The organism is Rhodocista pekingensis (genome assembly GCF_042665545.1).
Classification (GTDB): domain Bacteria; phylum Pseudomonadota; class Alphaproteobacteria; order Azospirillales; family Azospirillaceae; genus Rhodocista; species Rhodocista pekingensis.
In genome coordinates this window covers 477,931-498,182 of record NZ_JBHTCM010000010.1, presented here as the reverse complement: position 1 = coordinate 498,182, position 20,252 = coordinate 477,931, and the positions used below count along the sequence as shown (strand labels likewise).

Sequence of the window (20,252 nt, the reverse complement as noted above, 5' to 3'; positions counted from 1 at the left end):
CTCTTCCGCCCTTTCCCTTACGGGGGGCCGGCCCGGCCGGGCGTCAGCTCCGCCAGCGCAGCACGGTGTCCCGGACGGGGTTGGCGAACGCCCGCCCCTCTTCCCGCGCCCGCACCCATTCCGCCTTGAGCTGGTAGTACCAGCGGGCCTGGGTGTCGGCGTCCTTGATCAGCATCAGGGCGGGATCGTGCCGCAGCCCGCGCTGCTGCTGCACCACCACGTCCCGGTCCTGGCGCAGGAACTTGGCCGCGAAGGGCCGCAGGAGCGGCTTCGCCAGCGTCGCCCAGCCCATCGTCCAGTACATCTGGTTCGTCACCTCCGTCGTCTCCGCATCCAGCGGCGTGACGGTGGTGAGGTTGACCACGGTGTGCCGGCCCACCTCGATATGCTCGATGCGGATGCCGGGAAGCTGGAACCGGATCTCCGTCTCCGGCGCGCCGCCCAGGAGCCGGTAGGCCGCGCTGTTGCTGGAGGGGCGGTGGCGCTTCATGCGGAAGCCGAGCGGCGCCGGGCCGAACGCCTTCGCCTTCTCGTGGATCGAGCGGGCGCTGCGCCAGAACCAGCTCCGGTGGACGAAGGGACCGTGGGCAGGGTCCATCAGCCCGATCACGGCATGGTCCACGAAGCAGGGGAAGGCCATCACCTCCACCATGTCGGCCGCGCGGTCGGGCGCGAAGCCGGGCATGGCCGGCGGTTCCCCGTCGGGCTCGCCGCTTCCCATCCAGATCCAGACATTGCCGTTCAGCTCGCGCACCGGATAGGAGCGCACCCGGATGCGGGAGAGGTCGAACGCCTGCCCCTCCACCAGCGAGGGGATGGCGGTGCAGACGCCGTCCGCGCCGAAGCGCCAGCCATGGTAGCAGCATTCCACCTCGCGCCCGTCGAAGCGGCCGCAGGAGAGCGGGATGCCGCGGTGGGGGCAGATGTCGCGCAGGGCGAACGCCGTGCCGTCGGCCGCGCGGCCGAACAGGACGGGTTCGCCCAGCAGCGTCTTCGCCAGCATCCGCCCCCGCTTCAGGGCGCGGCCGGGCAGGGCGAAGTACCAGAGGTCCTGCAACAGGAGGTGCGGCTCGGCCAAGCGGTGCCTCGTCGGCTGTGGTCCGTGCCGCTCACCCTAGCATTGCAGAACACCGCCGCCCAGCCGGGCCGCTACAGCCATGCCGGGTCGGTGTCGAGCGTGGTGCGGTCCAGGCTGCGCAGCAGGGCCGCCTGGGTCTCCGTCTTCGGCAGTTCCCAGGCGTAGAAGTAGCGGCAGGCCGCCAGCTTGCCGCGGTAGTAGTCGGCATCGCCGCGGCCCTGCGCCAGGGCGGCGCGGGCGACCAGGGCCTGGCGCAGCCAGATCCAGGCCAGCACCGTGTGGCCCACCATCTCCAGATAGGCGACGGCGTTCGCCAGCATTTCCGCCACCCGGCCCTCGGCCCGCTCCCGCCCCAGCACCCGGGTGGTCTCCGCGACCGTTTCCAGCGCGCGGGTCAGCGCCGCGGCATGGGGCGCCAGCTCCGTGTCCCGCGCCGCCTCGGCCGCCGTCTGCCGCACCGCCTCCGCCAGCAGGATCAGGCTGGCGCCGTCCTGCTGCCAGACCTTGCGGCCCAGCAGGTCGTTGGCCTGGATGCCGTAGGTGCCCTCGTGGATCGGGTTCAGGCGGTTGTCGCGGTAGTACTGTTCCACCGGATAGTCGCGGGTGTAGCCGTAGCCGCCCAGGATCTGGATGGCCCACTTGTTGGCCTCCAGGCAGTGCTCCGAGGGCCAGGACTTGGCGACGGGCGTCAGGATGTCCAGCAGCAGCCCGGCCCGCTCCCGCGCCTCCGGCTCGGGGGCGGTCTTCTGCTCGTCCACCAGCCGGGCGCAGTAGAGGCAGAGCGCCAGCGCCCCCTCCGACGCCGCCTTCTGCTGGAGCAGCATGCGCTTCACGTCGGCATGGCCGGCGATCGGGATCATGGGGGAGGCGGGATCGCGCGCCTCCGGCGGGCGGCCCTGCGGCCGGGTCCGGGCATAGTCCAGGGAGTAGCGGAAGCCGGCATACCCCAGGGCCGCCGCGCCCAGCCCGACGCCGATCCGCGCTTCGTTCATCATGTGGAACATGCAGGCGAGGCCCTGGTGCTCGCGGCCCACCAGGAAGCCCTGGCAGCGGCCCTCCTCGCCGAAGGACAGGATCGTGCTGGTCGTGCCGCGATAGCCCATCTTGTGCAGCAGGCTGACCAGACGGACATCGTTGTCACCCTGCAACGATCCATCCTCGGCGACGCGGAAGCGCGGCACGAGGAACAGGCTGATGCCCTTCACCCCGGCCGGGGCGCCCTTGATCCGGGCCAGCACCATGTGGACGATGTTGTCCGCCAGCTCATGCTCGCCGGCGCTGATCCACTGCTTCGTTCCGGTAATGGAATAACTGCCGTCGGGATCGGGCGCGGCGCTGGTGCGGATGTCCGCGAGGCTGGAGCCGGCCTGCGGCTCGGACAGCGCCATGGTGCCGAAGAAGCGGCCGGTCAGCATCGGCGCCATGAAGCGCCGCTTCTGCTCCTCCGTGCCGAAGGCGTCGATCAGGTTGGCGGCGCCGATGGTCAGGAACGGATAGGCGGCGGTGGCGATGTTCGCCGCCTGGAAGATGGCGAAGCAGGCCTGCACCACCGTCCAGGGAAGCTGGAGGCCGCCGCGGGCCTCGTCATGGTGGGCGGCCAGAAAGCCCGCCTCGGCGAAGGCGTCCACGGCGCGCTTCACCTCCGGCAGCATCACGACCCTGCCGTTGCCGCCCTCGCGCTCCGGCTCATGGATGTCGGCGGCGCGGTAATGGGGGGCGAAATAGTCCTCCGCCAGCCGCGCCGCGGTGCGCACCATCTCGTCCAGGGTGCTGCGGTCCAGGTGCTGATGGCGCGGCCGGCGCAGCAGCGCGTCCAGGCCGATGACCTCGTGCAGCAGAAAGTCGATCTCGCGCGGTTCGATCCGGCTCATTGATTCCTCCGGGGTTTCCTCCGGAGGACAGAGGTACGCGGTCGAACCGCGCCCGTCGACAGCGCCGTCCGGGAACGGCCGCGGGGCGGTGGGGTGCCGGCCTACTCCATGCCCAGCGCGGCCATGTAAAGCTCCAGCAGCGCGTCCAGTTCCTGCCGGTCGTCCTTCTCCATCTTCCGCAGACGGATGATCTGGCGCATCACCTTGGTATCGAAGCCGGTGCCCTTGGCCTCGGCATAGATGTCCTTGATGTCGTCCTGGATGCCCTTCTTCTCTTCCTCCAGGCGCTCGATCCGCTCGATGAAGCTGCGGAGGCGGTCGCCGGCGATGCCACCGACGTCGTTCGTCTTGCTGTCGGCCATCTGCGCGTCAGACATGGGATGCCTCTTCCGGGTAGGGGGATGCTGCGGGGCCGGGACCATATCGGGCAAGCCCCCCCGGTGCAAGGGACCGGCGGGGGACGCAGAGGGGCCTCCCGGGCGGGCCTTTACGCCACGGAAAGGCAGCCTTCACACAGAGCCCGCGCACAAAGACAGAGCCCTCGCACAAAGAAAGACGACGGCGCAGCCAGCGGGGGCGCACCGTCGTTCTCACTCTCTCACTCATGGACCGTCTCTGCCGGGCTGCCCGTCCCTGGAGGTTCCGTTACGGAAACCGGCTCAAGGCCGGATTCCCGATGCCGGAACAGGGACCCGGGTCCGCCCGGTCCGGACCTTCCCGGTCAGACCTTGATGTCCAGGCGGGCGCCGCGCAGGGTCAATCCCTCCTGCACGATCTTCTCCGCCGGCGACGGCGTCTGGACGAAACTGGCCAGCTTGCTGGACCGGTCCTGGATCGCCTCTGTCGTGACGTTGAACAGGTTCTGCGTCCGCGCCGCGAACTGCTTGGTCACCTGGACCCCGGCCTGGGTCATGGCTGCGACCGACATGGCACTAACCTCCTGGCAGCGGCTTTTGCCGCCGCCCAACTGGGTTCAGCGCCCCCGGCCGGAAACTTTTTGCGGCCGACGACGCCCGTCTACTTCAACCCCTCCTTTACACCGCGCCGGAGACGCGGGGTTGCGGTTCGGTTGCCGGTTCCCGAGGATGCGGTTCCTGGCGGCCGGTGTCGCCCTGTGTCCGGGCGAAGGCCGCCTGCTGGTCCGGGGATGCCTCCTTCTGGTGGAGGCTTTTCCACTCCTCATAGCGCATACCATACACGATCTCGCGGGCGTCGTCATATGTCATCTGGATAGACCTCTCCTCCGCAGCCGCGCGATACCACTTGGACAGGCAGTTCCGGCAGAAGCCGGCCAGGGTCATCAGGTCGATGTTCTGCACGTCGCTGCGCTCGCGCAGATGCTCGACCAGCCGGCGGAAGGCCGCCGCCTCGATCTCCGTGCGGGTGCGTTCGTCCATGGGCGGGATCATCGGTCCTCCTCTCCCGTCGGGTCCGGCTTCTGATGTTGGCCGCGACGGCCCTGCCGGAAAGGGGGGCGGTCAGGACCGGTGCGGGCCGGACAGCGCCGGCAGGGCCAGCGCCGGCAGGGCCAGGATCGGCGGCAGCAGCCGCGCCAGCCGCTCCGCCCAGGCCGCGGCCCCGTCCGCCCCGGCGATGAGGTCCTGCCGGATCTCGATCATCACGCCCGGCAGGCCGGTGGCCTCGGCGTGCAGATCCAGCGTCCGGTTGAAGCCGGTGCGGCCGGAATAGGGCTCGTTGTCCCCGACCACCAGGTCGCCCTCCGCCCGCAGGGCCGCCAGCAGCGGCTGCGCCAGCCGGGGATCGCGGTTCCACAGCACCCCGACATGCCAGGGCCGCTTCACCCCGGCCATCACCGGCGTGAAGCTGTGGACGCAGAACAGCACCGGGGCCCGCGCGGCCGCCCTGCGGCCGGCCACCAGCCCGGCGATGGTCTCATGGTAGGGGGTGTAGAGCGCCGCCATCCGCCGCGCCACCGCCGGGGCGTCCAGGCGCCCCCCGTCCGGTCCGGTATTGCCGGGCACGGGCGTGCCGTCGCTGACGGCGGGCATCAGGCTCGGCTCCCCCGGGGCGCGGTTCACGTCCACCACCAGCCGGGAATAGCCCGTCAGCACCGCCGTGGCGTCCAGCCGCCGGGACAGCTCCAGCGTCACCGCCGCGGCGCCGATGTCCCAGCCGATATGGCGGTCAAGCTCCGCCGGCGGCAGGCCCAGCCCGTCCAGGACGCGCGGCACGCGGTTGCTGGCGTGGTCGCAGAGCAGCAGGAGGGGGGAGCGCGCATCCGGTGCCGCCACCGTCACCGCCGGCGGTTCATCCGCGGCGAGCAGCGGGGGAGGGACGGGCGGGCAGTCGGGAAGGCTGGAGCGGGGTGACATCGTTCCGTAACCTCGTCGGAGCTGCGACCTTATCGGAGAAGGCGCGGCCGCGCCAAGCCGGGCGGCACGGGTCCGGCGATGGCACGCTTGCCGCCCTCCGGATGTTGGTCCTGCCGGCGGCGTCCCCGAGCCATCGAGTCCTGTCCCATGATGCGCGATCTCTGTCCTGTCCTCGTCGTCCTCGCCCTGCTGCCGGCCGGCTGCGCGCCGGTGCCGGAGACGGCCTACGACCGCGCGCCGCCGCCGGGGGCAGAGGGCCGGGCCTGCACCGCGGCCTGCGGGACGGAGGCCGCCGCCTGCGCCGACACCTGCCGCGAAGAGAGGTTCCGGTGCGAGCTGGCACGTGACCGCTGGGCCCAGGAACGCTACCGGGAGCATGTTGACCGCCAGCGCGCCCTGGGTCAGGAGGTGCAGCGCTCCCCCTACGATTTCGAGGCTCCCTTCCGATGCGACCGGACCCCGTGCCAGGATGCCTGCACCGCCACGCTGAACGCCTGCTGGACCGGCTGCGGCGGCACGGTGACGGAGCGCCCCCGGTGAGTCCCCTGAACCCGGTAAGCCCGCTGAATCCGGTGAGCCCGCGGAGCCGGGCATGACCCTGGACCCGCGCGCGCCCGCCGCCCTGCTGCGCGGCCTGTTCGACAGCGCCGTCGCCGCCGTCGCCGCGGAGACGGTGGTGCCGCCGGCCCTGGCCGCGGTGCCACCGCCCACCGGGCGCACCCTGGTCGTCGGCGCCGGCAAGGCGGCCGCCGCCATGGCCGCGGCGGTGGAACGGCACTGGCAGCCCGGATCGGGCGCCGCCGGATCGGGAGTCCCGGCCGGACTGGTTGTCACCCGCTACGGCCATGGCGTGCCGACCCGGTCCATCGAGGTGGTGGAGGCCGGGCACCCCCACCCCGACGCGCGGGGGGAGGAGACCGCCCGCCGCATCCTCTCCCTTGCCACGGGACTCGGACAGGACGACCTGTTGCTCTGCCTGCTGTCCGGCGGCGGGTCCTCGCTGCTGGCGCTGCCGGCGCCGGGCATCGCCCTTGCCGACAAGCAGGCGGTGGGCCGGGCGCTGCTGCGCTCGGGCGCCACCATCGCGGAGATCAACACGGTGCGCCGCCACCTCTCCGCCATCAAGGGCGGCCGGCTGGCCGCCGCGGCCTGGCCGGCGCGCTGCGTCACCCTGGCCGTCTCCGACGTGCCGCACGACGATCCGGCGGTGATCGCCTCCGGCCCCACGGTGGCGGACCCGACCACCGTCGCCGACGCCCGCGCGGTCCTGGCGAAATACGGCATCGAGCCGCCCGCCGCCGTGAAGGCGCATCTGGCGCGGGGAGATGACGAGACGCCGAAGCCCGGCGACCCGCGGCTGGCCCGGGCGGCGTTCCATCTGGTGGCGCGGCCGATGCAGGCGCTGGAGGCGGCGGCCCGTGCGGCGCGCGCGGCAGGGCTCGTGCCCGTGATCCTGGGCGATTCGCTGGAGGGGGAGGCCCGCGACCTGGGTGCCGCGCACGCCGCCCTGGCCCGCGCGGCCCGGCCGGGCACGGTGCTGCTCTCGGGCGGGGAGACGACCGTCAGCGTCCGCGGTGAGGGGCGCGGCGGGCGCAACGCCGAATACCTGCTGGGGCTGGCGCTGGCGCTCGGGGACGCGCCGGACGTCTGGGCCATCGCCTGCGACACCGACGGGATCGACGGGACGGAGGACAATGCCGGTGCCCTTCACCGTCCCGGTAGCTTGGCGCGCGCCCGGGCGGCTGGTTATGATCCGGCCCGATCGCTTTCCCGTAACGATGCCTACGGATACTTCGCCGGGCTGGGCGACCTGGTCGTCACCGGCCCCACCCGCACCAATGTCAACGATTTCCGCGCCATCCTGATCGCCCCTTCAGCCTGATCGTCCCGCCGCCCTGACGCGCCGGCCCCGGGCCGGCCCCCGGAGGAACGCCCTTCGCGTTCCCTGCCAGAGGAAACCCGCCGATGAAGCGCAAGGCCGCCACCCCGCACCGTGAGCGCCTGACCAAGATCGTCGCCACGCTGGGCCCCGCCTCCAGCACGCCGGAGATGATCCGCACCCTGTTCGACGCCGGCGCCGACGTCTTCCGCCTGAACTTCAGCCACGGCCGGCAGGAGGACCACGCCGAGCGGCTGCGCGCCATCCGCGCCATCGAGGCGGAGGTCGGGCGGCCGGTCTGCGTCATGGCCGACCTCCAGGGCCCGAAACTGCGCATCGGCACCTTCCGCGACGGCCCCGTGCCCATTGCTCCCGGCCAGCGCTTCCGCCTGGACCTGTCGCCCGAGCCGGGCGACGGCACCCGCGTGGGCCTGCCGCATCCGGAGATCTTCCAGGCCATCGCCAAGGGCACCGACCTGCTGATCGACGACGGCAAGGTGCGGCTCAAGGTGCTGTCCTGCGGCGACGACCATGCCGACACCGAGGTGCTGTCCGGCACCAGGCTGTCCGACCGCAAGGGCGTGAACGTGCCGAACGCGGTCCTGCCGCTGTCGCCGCTGACGGCCAAGGACCGCGACGACCTGCGCTTCGCCCTGGACATCGGGGTGGACTGGATCGCGCTCTCCTTCGTGCAGCGGCCGGAGGACGTGGCCGAGGCGCGGCGCCTGATCGCCGGCCGCGCGGCGCTGCTGTCCAAGATGGAGAAGCCCTCGGCCATCCATCACCTGGACGAGATCGTCGAGCTGTCCGACGGGGTCATGGTCGCCCGCGGCGACCTGGGCGTGGAGATGCCGCCGGAGGACGTGCCGTCGTTGCAGAAGCGGATCGTGCGCGAGGCGTGGCGGGCCGGCAAGCCGGTGATCGTCGCCACCCAGATGCTGGAGAGCATGATCTCCGCCCCCACCCCGACCCGGGCGGAGGCGTCGGACGTGGCGACGGCCGTCTATGACGGGGCGGACGCCGTGATGCTCTCGGCCGAGACGGCGGCCGGCCAGTTCCCGGTCGAGGCGGTGCAGATGATGGACCGCATCGCCCGCCGGGTCGAGAACGACCCGATGTACCGCACCATCATCGACGCCGCCCACCCCGACCCCGAGCGGACCACCGCCGACGCCATCACCGGGGCCGCGCGGCAGGTGGCCCGCACCATCCAGGCGGCCTGCATCGTCACCTACACGACCTCCGGCTCCACCACCCTGCGCGCCGCGCGGGAACGGCCGGAGGTGCCGGTGCTGGGCCTGACCTCGCGGATGGAGACGGCCCGGCGGCTGACCCTCAGCTTCGGCGTCCATGCCGTGCATTCGGCCGACGTCCACAGCTTCTCCGAGATGGTGCAGAAGGCGACCCGGCTGGCGGTGGAGGACGGCATCGCCACCGCCGGCCAGCGCATCGTCGTCACCGCCGGCGTCCCCTTCGGCACGCCGGGCAACACCAACATCCTGCGCATCGCCTGGGTGGAGTAGGGGCGGGCGGCGCGACCGCCCCTGGCCGAGTGCCCCGCCGGCCCCCATGTTCGCTGGCATGAGCGACGAACAGAACACATTGCAGGGCCGTCTCGCCCGCTACGCGCGGGTGGGCACGGCCATGGGCGGGATCGCGGCGCGGGTGGCGGGGGAGCGCTTCCTCGGCATCCGGCTGGAGCGCGAGGCGCACGCCGCCGAACTGCGCAACGCGCTGGGCGGGCTGAAGGGCCCGCTGATGAAGGTGGCGCAGATCCTCTCCACCATCCCCGACGCGCTGCCGCAGGAATACGTCTCCGAACTGGCCCAGCTCCAGGCGGACGCGCCCAGCATGGGCTGGCCCTTCGTGAAGCGCCGCATGTCCGCCGAGCTGGGGCCGGACTGGGCCTCCCGGTTCCAGAGCTTCGAGCGCGAGGCGGCCAGCGCCGCCAGCCTGGGGCAGGTCCACCGCGCCGTCGCCCGCGACGGCCGCCGGCTGGCCTGCAAGCTGCAATATCCCGACATGCAGTCGGCGGTGGAGGCGGATCTGCGCCAGCTCCGCGTCGTCTTCGGCATCTATGCCCGTTACGACACGGCCATCCGCACCGACCAGATCTACGGGGAGATCGGCGACCGCCTGCGCGAGGAGCTGGACTACGATCTGGAGGCGCGGCACATGCGCCTCTACCGCGACATGCTGGCGGGCGTCGAGGGCGTGCATGTGCCCGAGGTGCTGCCCGAGCTGTCCAGCCGGCGGCTGCTGACCATGAGCTGGCTGGACGGGCGCCGGATCATCGACTTCAAGGAGGCGCCGCTGGAGGTGCGCAACCGCCTGGCCATGAACATGTTCCGGGCCTGGTACGTGCCGCTCTACTATTACGGTGTCATCCACGGCGACCCGCACCTGGGGAACTACACGGTGCGGGAGGACCACGACATCAACCTGCTGGATTTCGGCTGCGTCCGCGTCTTCCGCCCCGCCTTCGTGGCCGGCGTGATCGACCTCTACGAGGCGCTGCGCACCGGCGACGAAGCGCGCGCCGTCCACGCCTACGAAGCCTGGGGCTTCCGCAACCTGGACCGGCGCATGGTCGATGTCCTGAACATCTGGGCCCGCTTCGTCTATGCGCCCATCCTGGAGGACCGGACCCGCAGCATCGACGAGACGAACAACGGCCGCTACGGGCAGGCCACCGCCGCCAAGGTCCACATGGCCCTGCGCGAGGTGGGCGGGGTGGAGATCCCGCGTGAGTTCGTCTTCATGGACCGGGCGGCCATCGGCCTGGGCAGCGTCTTCCTGCACCTGAAGGCGGAGATCAACTGGTACCGCTCCTTCCAGGACCTGATCGCCGGCTTCGACGCGGCGACCCTGGAAGCGCGGCAGGCGGAGCTGCTGACCCGCAACGGCGTGCCGCTGCCCCGCTGACTGCCGGACGCCCCCCCGACCGCGCTGCGCCGTCCGGTCGGGACCCATCGCTTTCGTCCGGGGGCTCCCGGTCCTTCGGCCTACGCCCCATCGCGTAGGGACCGGGCCGACCATCCCCGCTAGAGTGCGCCCCTCACCGGCAGGCGCCGCCTGGCCCGAGCCGCGACCGTTTTCCGGGCGGTCGGGTCGGCGCGCCGCTCCGCTCCTCGCATCCACGGGGGAAGCGCATCCACGGGGGAAGCGATGCCGTCAGGGCAGCAGGCTGTGCGTTCGGGCGCCCGGATACTCATCGTCGAGGACGAATTCCTGATCGCCCTGCACATCCAGGAAGTGATGGAGGGGCTGGGCTTCGCCGTCGTCGGGCCGGTCGCCCGGCTGGACGAGGCGCTGGAGGTCGTCGCCGCCGGTGGCATCGACGGGGCTGTCCTGGACGTCAACCTGTCCGGCACCTACGTGTTCCCCCTGGCCGAGCGTCTGGCCGTCCTGGGCATTCCCTTCATCCTGACCACGGGCTACGAGGCCTTCACCGTGCCGGAGGAACTGCGGTCGCACCCGCGCCTCCAGAAGCCGGTGCGGGAGACGGAGCTGATCCGGCTGGTGCAGCAGACCTTCGGCGGCGATCGCAGGACGGCCGCCTCGGCGGGCTAGGTTCCGTGGTGGCCGCCCCCCTTGTCGTCTTCGCGCTGGCAGACAGGCTCTGCGCCCTGCCGGCAGATGCCGTGGCGCAGATCCTGCCGATGATGGACCTGGCCCGCCCGCCGGGGCTGCCGCCGCTGCTGGCCGGGATCGCCGTGCTGGGCCGGACGGCCGTGCCGGCGGTGCGGCTGGCGCGGCTGTTCGACCTGCCGGAACGGCCGGCGACGGCCGGCACGGCGCTACTCCAGCTCCGCGGGGAGCCGCCGCGGCTGCTGCTGGTGGACCGCGCGGTCGCCGTGCTGGAGCCGCCGGAGGCGCGGCTGCCGCTGACGCAGGAGACGACCTTCGCCGGGGTGGCCGTGGCCGGCTTCGCCCTGCCGCAGGGGACCTGCATCCTGCTCGACCCCGCGCGCCTGCTTCTGCGGGAGGAGGAGCGCCGCATCGACGCCTTCCTCGCCCTGGAACGGGAGCGGCTGGCGCGCGCCGGCGCCGGCGTGCCATGACCCGGGCCGCGCCGCCGGACCCCAGGGCGGCGCGCCTGCGCGCCGATCCCGCCTTCGCGGCCCTGAAGGGCTGGGCCGTGGCGACCACGGGCATGAGCTTCCTGAACGGCCGTGACGACAGCGTGGCGGCCGCCCTGCTCCGCCGGATGGAGGCGGGCGGCTTCGGCTCGCCCGCGCAGTATCTGCGCCGGCTGGAATCCCCCGACGGCGAGGCCGAGCGCGAGGCGCTGATCGGTGAGCTGACCATCGGGGAGACCTATTTCTTCCGCTTCCGCGCCCAGTGGGACGCCTTCGCCGATCTGGTGGTGCCGAACATCCTGGACCGCAACCGGGCGCTGCGGCGCCTGCATCTCTGGTGTGCCGGCTGTGCCACGGGACCCGAGCCCTACACGGCGGCGATCCTGCTGCACGACCTGTTCGGGCAGCGCCTCAAGGGCTGGGACCTGCGCATCCTGGGCAGCGACCTGAACCGCGGCTTCCTGGAGGAGGCGGGGCGGGCCGTCTACAGCGACTGGGCCCTGCGCGCCACGCCGGACGAGGTGCGTGCCCGCTGCTTCGACCGCAGCGGGCGGGACTGGGTGCTGAAGCCCGGCTACCGCCGCGGTGTCGAGTTCCACCGTCACAACCTGGTCCACGATCCCTATCCGCCCGCCGACGGGTTCAGCCCCGACCTGATCCTCTGCCGCAACGTGTTCATCTATTTCGATACCGCAACGAACCGGACCGTCGTGTCCCGCTTCCGCGACCTGCTGGGCGACGGCGGCTGGCTGATGGTCGGTCATGCCGAGACCGACGTGCGCCTGTTCGACGGGTTCGAGACGGTCGCGTTGAAGGACACCATGCTCTACCGCCGGACCGACCGGCCGTCGGCGCGCCGGCCGTTCGCCCGCGCCCGCGGCCCGGCCCGGCCGGTCCTCTGCCCGCCGAAGGGGCGCACGCCCCTGCGCCCGGGGGGCCGGCCGGCGGTGACCGCGCGGCGGGAGACGGCGGTCGCTCCGCCCGCCGCGGCCATGCCCGCCCCGGCCATGCCCGCCCCGGCCATGCCCGCCCCGGCCATGCCCGCCCCCGCCGTCCGGCCCGAACCGGCCCCGCCGCCGGCCGCCCTGACTCCAGGTCCGGTGCCGCCGGAGCCCGCGCCGGACCTGCCGGAGCGGTACCGCGCCATCCTGGAGCTTCTCGCCGCCGACGCCCTGCCGGAGGCGGCCCGGCTCAGCCTGGACTGGCTGACGGAGGATGTCATGACCCCCTGGCCGCATCTGGCGCTGGCCGCCGTCTTCGGGCACCGCGGTGACAGTGCCCGCTGCGAAAAGGCCCTGCGCGACGCCCTCTATCTCGACCGCACCCTGCTGCTGGCCCATTACGAGCTGGGCTGTCTGCTGCGCCCGACCGATGCGGCGGCGGCGCGGCGCTCCTTCCGCACCGTCGTCGGGCTCAGCGACCGGCTGCCCGCCGACGGGCCCGTGCCCGGCGCGCCCGCGCTGACCGTGGCGGAACTGCGCGCCGCCGCGACGCTCCAGCTCGACCGGCTGGGAGCGGCGCCATGACCGCACGGACAGGGATCGACTGGGCCGCGGTCCGACGCCGGCTGGACGACGCCCACGGGGCCGCCCGTGCCGACGAGGCGCGGCTGGAGGCCCTGTTCCGGCGCCGCGCCACCCTGGCCGCGCGCACCGGACGGCTGGACGCCGCGGCGGCGCCGCAGACGGGACTGGCCGTGCTGACCGCGCGGGTCGGCGCCGAATGGGTGGCGCTGCCGCTCGACCAGCTCGCCGGCGTGCAGCCGGTGGACCGCATCACCCCGGTCCCCGGCTGGCCCGCCGCCGTGGCCGGCGTCGTCAACCGCCGCGGCAGCATCGAGCCGGTGCTGGATCTGGGCCGCCTGCTCCAGCGCGGGGCCGCGGCCCCGGCCGCGGGCGTCCGCGCCTTCGCCCTGTTCCTGCGCCAGGGGCCGCGGGCCTTCGGCCTGCGCGTGGACGAGCTTGGGGGCCTGCGCGACATCGACCCGGCCGGCTTCCCCTTGCCGGGGGAGCAGTCCGCCGGCCCGCTGGTCGCCGGGGTCGGGCCGGACGGCCTGCTCCTGCTCGACCTTGCGCGTTTCGATTTCGCCGCCCTGTTCGACGGCACCACCGTTTCCACCGACCGATAGCGAGACACCGCCCATGCAGCCGGCCTCCCCCCAGTTCTGGCGTCGCGTCACCGTCGGCGGCAAGCTGATGCTGATCACCGTCCTGTTCGCCGTTTCCATCGCCGTCCTGCTGGCGGGCACCGTCAGCGCCCTGCGCACGCAGGAGACGATGGCGGCGCATTCCGACGCCATGGGGCGGCAGCGCTTCCTGGTCGCGCGCTACTACATCGACGTCATGCAGACGGCGCAGGGCGTGCCGGCCGACTTCCAGTCGGTGAAGCGCATCTTCGATGCCAATGTCGCCTCCATGCTCACCGGCGGCAGCGTCGTCACCGATCTGGACGGCTACCGGCAGGTTCTGCTGCCCGCCGCCCCCACCGCGGAGATCGAGCGCCTGCTGCGCGAACAGCTGGAGGCGATGGCCCGCCTGGAAGCCGGCCTGAACCGCTTCCTGGCCCTGCCGCCCGAGGCCCGGGCCGATCCCGCCGTGATCGAGGAGATGGTCCAGCTCCGCAAGGGCGTGACCGCCCGGGCGGATGAGGCGACCCGGCTGTTCGTGCGCAACGCGCAGGAGGAGTCCCAGGCCATGCTCGGCATGATGGTGGCCCTGGGCATCATCGCCGTGCTGCTGGGGGCCGCGGGCGTGCTGCTGATCTCCCGCAGCATCGTCCAACCCTTGCAGGACTGCGTGCGGCTGGCCCGTGCCATCGCCGACGGCGATCTGCGTCAGCAGCCGCTGCCGGTCCGCTCGGGCGACGAGGTCGGGCGCCTGATGGCGGCCTTCAACGACATGCTGGAGGGACTGCGCGCCATCACGGCCGAAACGCGCGGCACGGCCGGGCATCTCGCCACCTCGGTGCAGGAGATCCTGGCCTCGATCCAGCAGCAGGCATCCAGCACCCGCGAGCAGGCGGCGGCCGTGCAGGAGATCACCACCACGGTGGAGGAGATCGGCCAGTCCGCCCAGCAGGTGGCGGAGATGGCGCGCGAGGTCGGCGGCAACGCCGACAGCATCGCCGGCACCGGCCAGCACGGGCTCCAGGCCGTGCAGGAGGCCGCCGCCGCCATGGAGGCGATCCGCAGCCAGACCGAGAGCGTGGCCGAGACCATCGTGGCGCTGAGCGAACGCACCCAGGCCATCGGGGAGATCATCTCCACCGTCAACGAGATCTCCGAACAGTCCAACCTGGTCGCGCTGAACGCCGCCATCGAGGCGGCCGGCGCCGGCGAGCAGGGCCGGCGCTTCGCCGTCGTCGCCAACGAGATCAAGGCCCTGGCCGATCAGGCGAAGGAGGCGACGCGGCAGGTCCGCGGCATCCTGGAGCAGACCCAGCGCAACATCAGCACCTCCGTGCTGCTGACGGAGGAGGCGCTGAAACGGGCCGGCGTCGGCCGCGACAAGGCGCTGGCGGCCGAGACGGTCATCCGCCAGATGGCCGGCGGCGTGCAGGAGACCAGCGGCTCCTTCCAGCAGGTCGTCGGCGCCACCGGGCAGCAGCAGATCGGTCTGGAGCAGATCGCCCAGGGCCTGCAACAGATCCGTCAGGCCAGCGTGCAGGCGGCCAGCGGCACCGACCAGCTCGCCAAGGCGGCCGAGAGCCTGAGCCAGCTGGGCGGCACCCTGACGCGGCTGATGGAGAAGTACCGGCTGTGAGCGACTTGCAGGAAAGACTGCAACAGGCGTTCCGACAGGAGTCCCGCGAGTATCTGGAGGGAATCCGCAGCCTGCTCGACGCCGCCGAGGCGGGGGAGCCCCCCACGCCCGCGGCGCTGGAGGAGGTCTGCCGTCTGGCCCACAGCCTGAAGGGGGCCGCCCGCGCCGTCGATCTGCCGGAGGTGGAGGGGCAGGCGCACCGGCTGGAGACGGTGTTCGACCGCGTCCGCGCCGGGCAGGAGGCCCTGGACGGTACGGCCATCGCCGGCGTCCGCGCCCTGCTGGACGCGGTGGAGGACCAGGTTGCCGGCCTGGGGAGCGGTCCGGGCGGCGGCCCGGCGTCCGCGCGCGCGGTGCCGCCGGTCGATCCAGCAGATCCGCGGCCCGACGGCGGTGACGGCGTGGCCGCGGACAGCGTGGCGGTCCGGGCGGCGGCCGAGTCCGCCCCGCCGCCGCGCCCCGGTGCCGAGCTGATGCGGATCGAGGCGGCACGGCTCGACCGGCTGTTGCAGGCGGGCAGTGAGCTGGTCTCCGAACAGCACCGGCAGGCCCGGCTGGGCGGGTTGCTGGGCGAGGTGGACGGACAGCTCGACCGGGTGCAGACCGGCTGGCTGCGGCTGCGGCAGGCGCTGCGGGTGGCCCTGCCGGGCGGGCTGGAGACGGGCGGTCTGGCCGCCCTGGTCGAGGCGTTCGAGGGCGACCTGCGTCAGGCCGCACGGCTGGCCGGCAGCGCCCGCGGACTGGAGATGCAGGCCCGCCGGTCCGCGCTCCAGCTCGGCGAGGACTTCCAGGAGGAGCTGCGGCGCGCCCGGCTGGTTCCGGTGGACAGCGTCTTCGGCACGGCCCGCGGCATGGTGCGCGACCTTGCCGCGCAGCAGGGGCTGGCGGTCGAGGTCCGGGTCGCCGGGCTGGAGGCGATGGCCGACCGGCTGGTGCTGCAACGGCTGCGCGACCCGGTGCTCCAGCTCCTGCGCAACGCCGTCAGCCACGGGCTGGAACCGGCGGAGGAGCGGCTGGCGCGCGGCAAGCCGGCCATGGGAACGGTGCAGCTTTCCTTCGCGGTGGGGGAAGGGCAGCTCGTCATCAGCGTCGCCGACGACGGCCGCGGCATCGACGTGGGCCGGGTGCGGGACACCGGGCAGCGGCTGCGCCTGCTGGGCGAGGGGGCGGAGGCCGTGCCGGAGGAGGAGGTGCTGGAGCTGCTGTTCACCCCCGGCTTCACGACGCGCGAGACGGTGACAACCCTGTCCGGCCGTGGCATGGGCCTGTCCATCGTGCGGCAGGCGGCGCTGCGGCTGGGCGGGCATGCCTGGGCCGGCAACCGGCCCGGCGGCGGGGCGGAATTCCGGCTGGTCGTGCCGGTCGCCGCCATGGCGCAGGAGCTGATGATGGTGCGGGCCGGGGGGCACGTCTTCGGGCTGCCGGCCGACTGCATCGACGGGCTGCGCCGGGTCCGCCGGGGCGACCTGGGCACCGCCGGGGGCCAGCCGGTGGTCCGCAGCGACGGCGAGGTGCTGCCGCTCGGCGGCCTGCTCGCCCGTGCCGGGCTGGGGCCGCCGGAGCTGCGGCCGGCCCAGGCGACCGTGCCCGTGCTGGTGCTGAAGCGGCAGGGCCAGCGGCTGGCGCTGGCCTGCGACGAGTTCATCGGGCTGCGGCAGGGGCTGGTGAAGGATCTCGGCGCGCCGCTGCCGCCCGGGGGCACCGTCTCCGGCGGTGTCGTGCTGGAGGACGGCTCCGTCGCGCTGGTGCTGAACCCGTTCGGCCTGTTCGGCACCGCCCGCCGGCGCATGGCCCTGACCGTGATCGACCGGCCGGCGGAGAAGCGCACCCCCGTCATCCTGGTGGTGGACGACAGCCTGACCACCCGCACGCTCCAGAAGAGCATCCTGGAAGCCTACGGCTATGAGGTGCGGGTGGCGGTGGACGGGGCGCAGGCCCTGAAACGGCTGCGCTCGGACCCGGTTGATCTGGTCGTCACCGACATCCAGATGCCGCAGCTCGACGGTTTCGGCCTGCTGGGTGCGATCCGGGACGACCCGGCCCTGGGCCGGACCCCCGTCATCCTCGTTACCTCCCTGGAAAAGCGTGAGGACCGCGCCCGCGGTCTGGCGCTGGGGGCCGACGCCTACATCGTGAAGCGCGAGTTCAGCCAGGAAGAGCTGCTGGAGACCATTCGGCAATTGCTATGAAGAAGACACGGGTACTGATCGTCGAGGATTCGCCGACGGTCCGTCTGGTGCTGGAAAGCATCGTGACGGCGGACCCGCGGCTCGACCTCGTCGGGTCCGTCCGCTCCGCGGAGCAGATGCTGGAGGTGCTGGAGGAGACGGACCCGGACGTCATCTCCCTCGACATCCGCCTGCCCGGGATGAACGGCCTGGACGCCACGCTGGAGGTGATGCGGCGGCGGCCGACCCCGATCGTCGTCGTCGCCGCCGACGTGAATGCCGAGGACGGGCGCCTCGCCATGAACGCGCTGCGCGCCGGCGCCCTGTCGGTGATGGAGAAGCCGGTGGGGCTGGGCCATGCGGCCTATGCCGCGGTGGCCAGCCGGCTCTGCGAACAGCTTGTCCTGATGAGCAAGGTGAAGGTGGTGCGCCAGATCGCCTGGCCCGCCCGGCCGACGGTGCGGACCGATCTGCCGCCGCCGGCCGGCCCGGCGGAGCCGGTGGCGCGGCCGGACGGCTTCGCGGTCCTGGCCGTCGTCGCTTCCACTGGCGGGCCGGCGGCGCTGGTGCAGCTCCTGACCGGGCTGGGGGCCGGCTTTCCGCTGCCGGTGCTGGCGGTACAGCATATCGGCCCCGGCTTCGTCGCCGGCTTCGCCGACTGGCTGCGCAGCCAGTCGCCCTTCGCCGTCCGGATCGCCGCGGGCGGCGAGGAGCCGGCCCCCGGCACCGTCCACCTGCCGCCCCCCGACCGCCACCTGCTGCTGAAGGGCGGCCGGCTGGAACTGTCGGGAGCCGATCCGGTGGCCGGGCAGCGCCCCTCCGGCACCGAGCTGCTGCGGTCGGTCGCCGCCGCGGCGGGACGCCGGGGCATCGGGGCGGTACTGACCGGGATGGGCAGCGACGGGGCGGAGGGACTGCGCGAACTGAGCCGCGCCGGCGGCTACACGATCGCCGAGGATGCCGCCACCGCCGTCGTCTACGGCATGCCGGCGGCGGCCGTGGACCTGGGCGCGGTGAAGGCGCTGCTGCCGCTGCCGGCCATCGCCCCCCACATCCTGACTCTGCTGGCGCGGACGGGGAGGACGGGAGCATGACGGCGCTGCGCATCCTGCTGGTCGAGGATTCGCCCACCCAGGCCCTGCGCTTGCAGGATACCTTGCAGCGCCAGGGCTACGAGGTGGAGCATGTCGCCAGCGCCGAGGAGGCGCTGGAGGTGCTGAACCGGCGTCTGCCGCACCTGCTGATCGTGGACCACCACCTGCCGGGATTGCAGGGGGCGGATCTGTGCCGTCAGCTCCGCCTGCATGTCGCCACCTTCTCCATGCCGATCCTGATCCTGACGGCGGACGAGACGCCGGGGCGCCAGCGCGAGGGGCTGGACAGCGGCGCCGACGACTTCCTGCCGAAGTCGGCCGACAGCGGCGTGCTGCTGCTGCGCGTGCGCAACCTGCTGCGTCATGCGCGCCTGGACGGCGACCCGGACGTGCTGCCGCATCCGCAGTTCCGCCGTCCGGTGGCGCTCGTGGCGGGGGCGCCCGACGAGCGGTTCCGGGCGCTGGACACGCAGCTCCGGGAGGAGGGCTGCATCGTCGATCATCGCGCCACCGCGGCCGATGCGCTGGAGGCGTTGCGGTGCCGCGCCTATGACTGCGCCTTCGTGGCCGAGACGCTGCCGGACGGGGTGGGGATCGATCTCTGCCGGGCCGTGCAGCAGATCCCGCCGCCGGGAGCGGCGGACGCGCCGGCGCTCATCCTGCTGCGCCCCGGCGGTCCTGGGGGGCTGGACGAGCCCGACCCGCTGGACGCGGTGCAGGGCCTGCTGGAAGCGGGTGTGGACGACGTGTTCCACCTGGACCGGCCGCTGGCGCCGCTGCGCGCCCGGCTGCGGGCGATCCTGCGCCGGCGCTTCCTCCAGGAGCAGAACCGGCGCCTGCTGGAGGATTTCCGCCGGCGGGAGAGCCTGACCCTGCGGCTGGAGGCCGAGCGCAACGCGGCCGAGGCGCGGGCCGCCCTGGCCGACGAGATCCAGCGCGCCAACAGCCGTCTGGCCGAGGCGAACCGGCGTCTGGCCGAGCAGGCGCTGGTCACCCGCACCATCACGGACAACGTCACCTCCGCCCTGATCATGACGGATGCCGCGGGCAGCGTGACCTTCCTCAACCCGCCGGCCCGGGCGCTCCTGGGGCTGTCGGAGCCCGACCTGCGCGACGGCGCCCTGGTCCGCCGCCTGGGCATCCCGCTCCAGCCCGGCCGGACCCTGCCGAAGCCCGTGCGCGAGGCGGCGGCCATGCTGGAGCGGCCGGACGGGGGCTGTGTCCCCGTCGTCTATTCCGTGGCGCTGCTGTCCGGCGAATCCGGCCCGACCGGCATGGTGCTGGAGATCGTGGACGTCACCGAGCGCCGGCAGGCGGAGGAGCGTCAGGCGTTGCTGATGGCGGAACTGAGCCACCGGGTGAAGAACACGCTGGCGACGGTCATCTCCATCGGTGCCCAGACGCGCCGCCGCCATGCCGAGCTGGACAGTTTCTGGCCGACCTTCGAGGGCCGGCTGCGGGCGCTGTCGGCCACGCACAATCTGCTGGCCGAGCACCACTGGGAATGGGTGCGGCTGTCCGAGGTGGTGTCGCACGAGGTGCGGCCCTATGCCGGGCCGGGCGGGACGGATGTGCGCCTGTCGGGGCCGCCGGTGATCCTGCGGCCGAAGGCGGCGCTGGCGCTGGCGCTGGTGTTCCACGAGCTGGCGACGAACGCCGCCAAGTACGGCGCCTTCCTGCGCGGTGGCTATGTCGAGATCGGCTGGGCGATCCGCCGCGGCGAGGGCGGCGACCGGCTCCAGATCACCTGGAAGGAGCATGGCGGACCGCCCATCCAGGCGCCGCCGCAGAACGGCTTCGGCTCCATCCTGATCCGGCAGAGCGTGGCCTACGAGCTGGCCGGGCGCTCCATGCTCGACTTCCAGGCGGACGGGCTGCTGTGCCGGCTGGAACTGCCGCTGTCGGAGGAGATCCAGCCGGCCCCGGCGGAGGCGCTGCCCGCCGCCGGGGCCTCAACAGGCTGAGGGCCACGGGCTGAGGGACGCG

General features: G+C 73.1%; 18 protein-coding genes. 12 read left to right on the top strand and 6 right to left on the bottom strand.

Translation table 11 applies throughout. The annotated features are described in order from the left end of the window. Positions 1-43 precede the first annotated feature (43 nt). From ACFQPS_RS10575 to ACFQPS_RS10550, 6 genes are all read right to left on the bottom strand, one after another. Positions 44-1,078: a Rieske 2Fe-2S domain-containing protein gene (locus ACFQPS_RS10575; RefSeq protein WP_377358790.1), complete on the bottom strand. Its 1,035-nt coding sequence runs from the start codon at positions 1,076-1,078 to the stop codon at positions 44-46. Positions 1,079-1,149: 71 nt separating this feature from the next. Beyond that, complete coding sequence (locus ACFQPS_RS10570) at positions 1,150-2,949, bottom strand: acyl-CoA dehydrogenase (RefSeq protein WP_377358788.1); 1,800 nt, start codon at positions 2,947-2,949, stop codon at positions 1,150-1,152. Positions 2,950-3,050: 101 nt separating this feature from the next. Next, on the bottom strand, positions 3,051-3,326 hold the full coding sequence (locus tag ACFQPS_RS10565; protein ID WP_377358786.1) for a DUF2312 domain-containing protein: 276 nt from the start codon (positions 3,324-3,326) through the stop codon (positions 3,051-3,053). Between the two features lie 344 nt (positions 3,327-3,670). Then, complete coding sequence (locus tag ACFQPS_RS10560; RefSeq protein ID WP_012567312.1) at positions 3,671-3,877, bottom strand: hypothetical protein; 207 nt, start codon at positions 3,875-3,877, stop codon at positions 3,671-3,673. Between the two features lie 106 nt (positions 3,878-3,983). Next, on the bottom strand, positions 3,984-4,358 hold the full coding sequence (locus tag ACFQPS_RS10555; protein WP_465269618.1) for a DUF1244 domain-containing protein: 375 nt from the start codon (positions 4,356-4,358) through the stop codon (positions 3,984-3,986). 69 nt (positions 4,359-4,427) lie between these two features. After that, complete coding sequence (locus ACFQPS_RS10550) at positions 4,428-5,282, bottom strand: N-formylglutamate amidohydrolase (RefSeq protein ID WP_377358784.1); 855 nt, start codon at positions 5,280-5,282, stop codon at positions 4,428-4,430. Positions 5,283-5,429: 147 nt separating this feature from the next. Between ACFQPS_RS10550 and ACFQPS_RS10545 the strand changes: the two genes are divergently transcribed. The 12 genes from ACFQPS_RS10545 to ACFQPS_RS10490 all read left to right on the top strand — a co-directional run bounded on the left by ACFQPS_RS10545 (position 5,430) and on the right by ACFQPS_RS10490 (position 20,230). Further along, positions 5,430-5,822, top strand: a complete 393-nt coding sequence (locus ACFQPS_RS10545) for a hypothetical protein (RefSeq protein WP_377358782.1) — start codon at positions 5,430-5,432, stop codon at positions 5,820-5,822. Between the two features lie 52 nt (positions 5,823-5,874). After that, the gene (locus ACFQPS_RS10540) at positions 5,875-7,164 is read left to right on the top strand and encodes a glycerate kinase type-2 family protein (RefSeq protein ID WP_377358780.1); all 1,290 of its coding nucleotides are present in this window, start codon (positions 5,875-5,877) and stop codon (positions 7,162-7,164) included. An 83-nt stretch (positions 7,165-7,247) separates the two neighbouring features. Beyond that, positions 7,248-8,684: a pyruvate kinase gene (pyk, locus tag ACFQPS_RS10535; RefSeq protein ID WP_377358778.1), complete on the top strand. Its 1,437-nt coding sequence runs from the start codon at positions 7,248-7,250 to the stop codon at positions 8,682-8,684. Positions 8,685-8,742: 58 nt separating this feature from the next. Then, positions 8,743-10,086, top strand: a complete 1,344-nt coding sequence (locus ACFQPS_RS10530) for an ABC1 kinase family protein (RefSeq protein WP_377358776.1) — start codon at positions 8,743-8,745, stop codon at positions 10,084-10,086. A 243-nt stretch (positions 10,087-10,329) separates the two neighbouring features. Then, the gene (locus ACFQPS_RS10525) at positions 10,330-10,734 is read left to right on the top strand and encodes a response regulator (RefSeq protein WP_377358774.1); all 405 of its coding nucleotides are present in this window, start codon (positions 10,330-10,332) and stop codon (positions 10,732-10,734) included. Positions 10,735-10,742: 8 nt separating this feature from the next. Next, complete coding sequence (locus ACFQPS_RS10520) at positions 10,743-11,225, top strand: chemotaxis protein CheW (RefSeq protein ID WP_377358772.1); 483 nt, start codon at positions 10,743-10,745, stop codon at positions 11,223-11,225. Then, positions 11,222-12,769: a CheR family methyltransferase gene (locus ACFQPS_RS10515; protein ID WP_377358770.1), complete on the top strand. Its 1,548-nt coding sequence runs from the start codon at positions 11,222-11,224 to the stop codon at positions 12,767-12,769. Before ACFQPS_RS10520 ends, ACFQPS_RS10515 begins: the two co-directional genes overlap by 4 nt. After that, on the top strand, positions 12,766-13,371 hold the full coding sequence (locus ACFQPS_RS10510; protein ID WP_377358768.1) for a chemotaxis protein CheW: 606 nt from the start codon (positions 12,766-12,768) through the stop codon (positions 13,369-13,371). Before ACFQPS_RS10515 ends, ACFQPS_RS10510 begins: the two co-directional genes overlap by 4 nt. Positions 13,372-13,384: 13 nt before the next feature. Then, complete coding sequence (locus ACFQPS_RS10505; RefSeq protein ID WP_377358766.1) at positions 13,385-15,004, top strand: methyl-accepting chemotaxis protein; 1,620 nt, start codon at positions 13,385-13,387, stop codon at positions 15,002-15,004. Continuing rightward, positions 15,001-17,193, top strand: a complete 2,193-nt coding sequence (locus ACFQPS_RS10500) for a hybrid sensor histidine kinase/response regulator (RefSeq protein WP_377358765.1) — start codon at positions 15,001-15,003, stop codon at positions 17,191-17,193. Before ACFQPS_RS10505 ends, ACFQPS_RS10500 begins: the two co-directional genes overlap by 4 nt. Next, complete coding sequence (locus tag ACFQPS_RS10495) at positions 17,190-18,266, top strand: chemotaxis protein CheB (RefSeq protein WP_377358764.1); 1,077 nt, start codon at positions 17,190-17,192, stop codon at positions 18,264-18,266. Before ACFQPS_RS10500 ends, ACFQPS_RS10495 begins: the two co-directional genes overlap by 4 nt. Next, on the top strand, positions 18,263-20,230 hold the full coding sequence (locus ACFQPS_RS10490; protein ID WP_377358763.1) for an HWE histidine kinase domain-containing protein: 1,968 nt from the start codon (positions 18,263-18,265) through the stop codon (positions 20,228-20,230). Before ACFQPS_RS10495 ends, ACFQPS_RS10490 begins: the two co-directional genes overlap by 4 nt. Positions 20,231-20,252: the final 22 nt, after the last annotated feature.

Excerpts from the sequence above, each read along its gene's own strand:
- ACFQPS_RS10570 (WP_377358788.1), bottom strand. The coding sequence starts at position 2,949 with ATGAGCCGGATCGAACCGCGCGAGATCGACTTTCTGCTGCACGAGGTC.
- ACFQPS_RS10565 (WP_377358786.1), bottom strand. The coding sequence starts at position 3,326 with ATGTCTGACGCGCAGATGGCCGACAGCAAGACGAACGACGTCGGTGGC.
- ACFQPS_RS10560 (WP_012567312.1), bottom strand. The coding sequence starts at position 3,877 with ATGTCGGTCGCAGCCATGACCCAGGCCGGGGTCCAGGTGACCAAGCAG.
- ACFQPS_RS10555 (WP_465269618.1), bottom strand. The coding sequence starts at position 4,358 with ATGATCCCGCCCATGGACGAACGCACCCGCACGGAGATCGAGGCGGCG.
- ACFQPS_RS10550 (WP_377358784.1), bottom strand. The coding sequence starts at position 5,282 with ATGTCACCCCGCTCCAGCCTTCCCGACTGCCCGCCCGTCCCTCCCCCG.
- ACFQPS_RS10545 (WP_377358782.1), top strand. The coding sequence starts at position 5,430 with ATGATGCGCGATCTCTGTCCTGTCCTCGTCGTCCTCGCCCTGCTGCCG.
- ACFQPS_RS10540 (WP_377358780.1), top strand. The coding sequence starts at position 5,875 with ATGACCCTGGACCCGCGCGCGCCCGCCGCCCTGCTGCGCGGCCTGTTC.
- pyk (WP_377358778.1), top strand. The coding sequence starts at position 7,248 with ATGAAGCGCAAGGCCGCCACCCCGCACCGTGAGCGCCTGACCAAGATC.
- ACFQPS_RS10530 (WP_377358776.1), top strand. The coding sequence starts at position 8,743 with ATGAGCGACGAACAGAACACATTGCAGGGCCGTCTCGCCCGCTACGCG.
- ACFQPS_RS10525 (WP_377358774.1), top strand. The coding sequence starts at position 10,330 with ATGCCGTCAGGGCAGCAGGCTGTGCGTTCGGGCGCCCGGATACTCATC.
- ACFQPS_RS10515 (WP_377358770.1), top strand. The coding sequence starts at position 11,222 with ATGACCCGGGCCGCGCCGCCGGACCCCAGGGCGGCGCGCCTGCGCGCC.
- ACFQPS_RS10510 (WP_377358768.1), top strand. The coding sequence starts at position 12,766 with ATGACCGCACGGACAGGGATCGACTGGGCCGCGGTCCGACGCCGGCTG.
- ACFQPS_RS10505 (WP_377358766.1), top strand. The coding sequence starts at position 13,385 with ATGCAGCCGGCCTCCCCCCAGTTCTGGCGTCGCGTCACCGTCGGCGGC.
- ACFQPS_RS10495 (WP_377358764.1), top strand. The coding sequence starts at position 17,190 with ATGAAGAAGACACGGGTACTGATCGTCGAGGATTCGCCGACGGTCCGT.
- ACFQPS_RS10490 (WP_377358763.1), top strand. The coding sequence starts at position 18,263 with ATGACGGCGCTGCGCATCCTGCTGGTCGAGGATTCGCCCACCCAGGCC.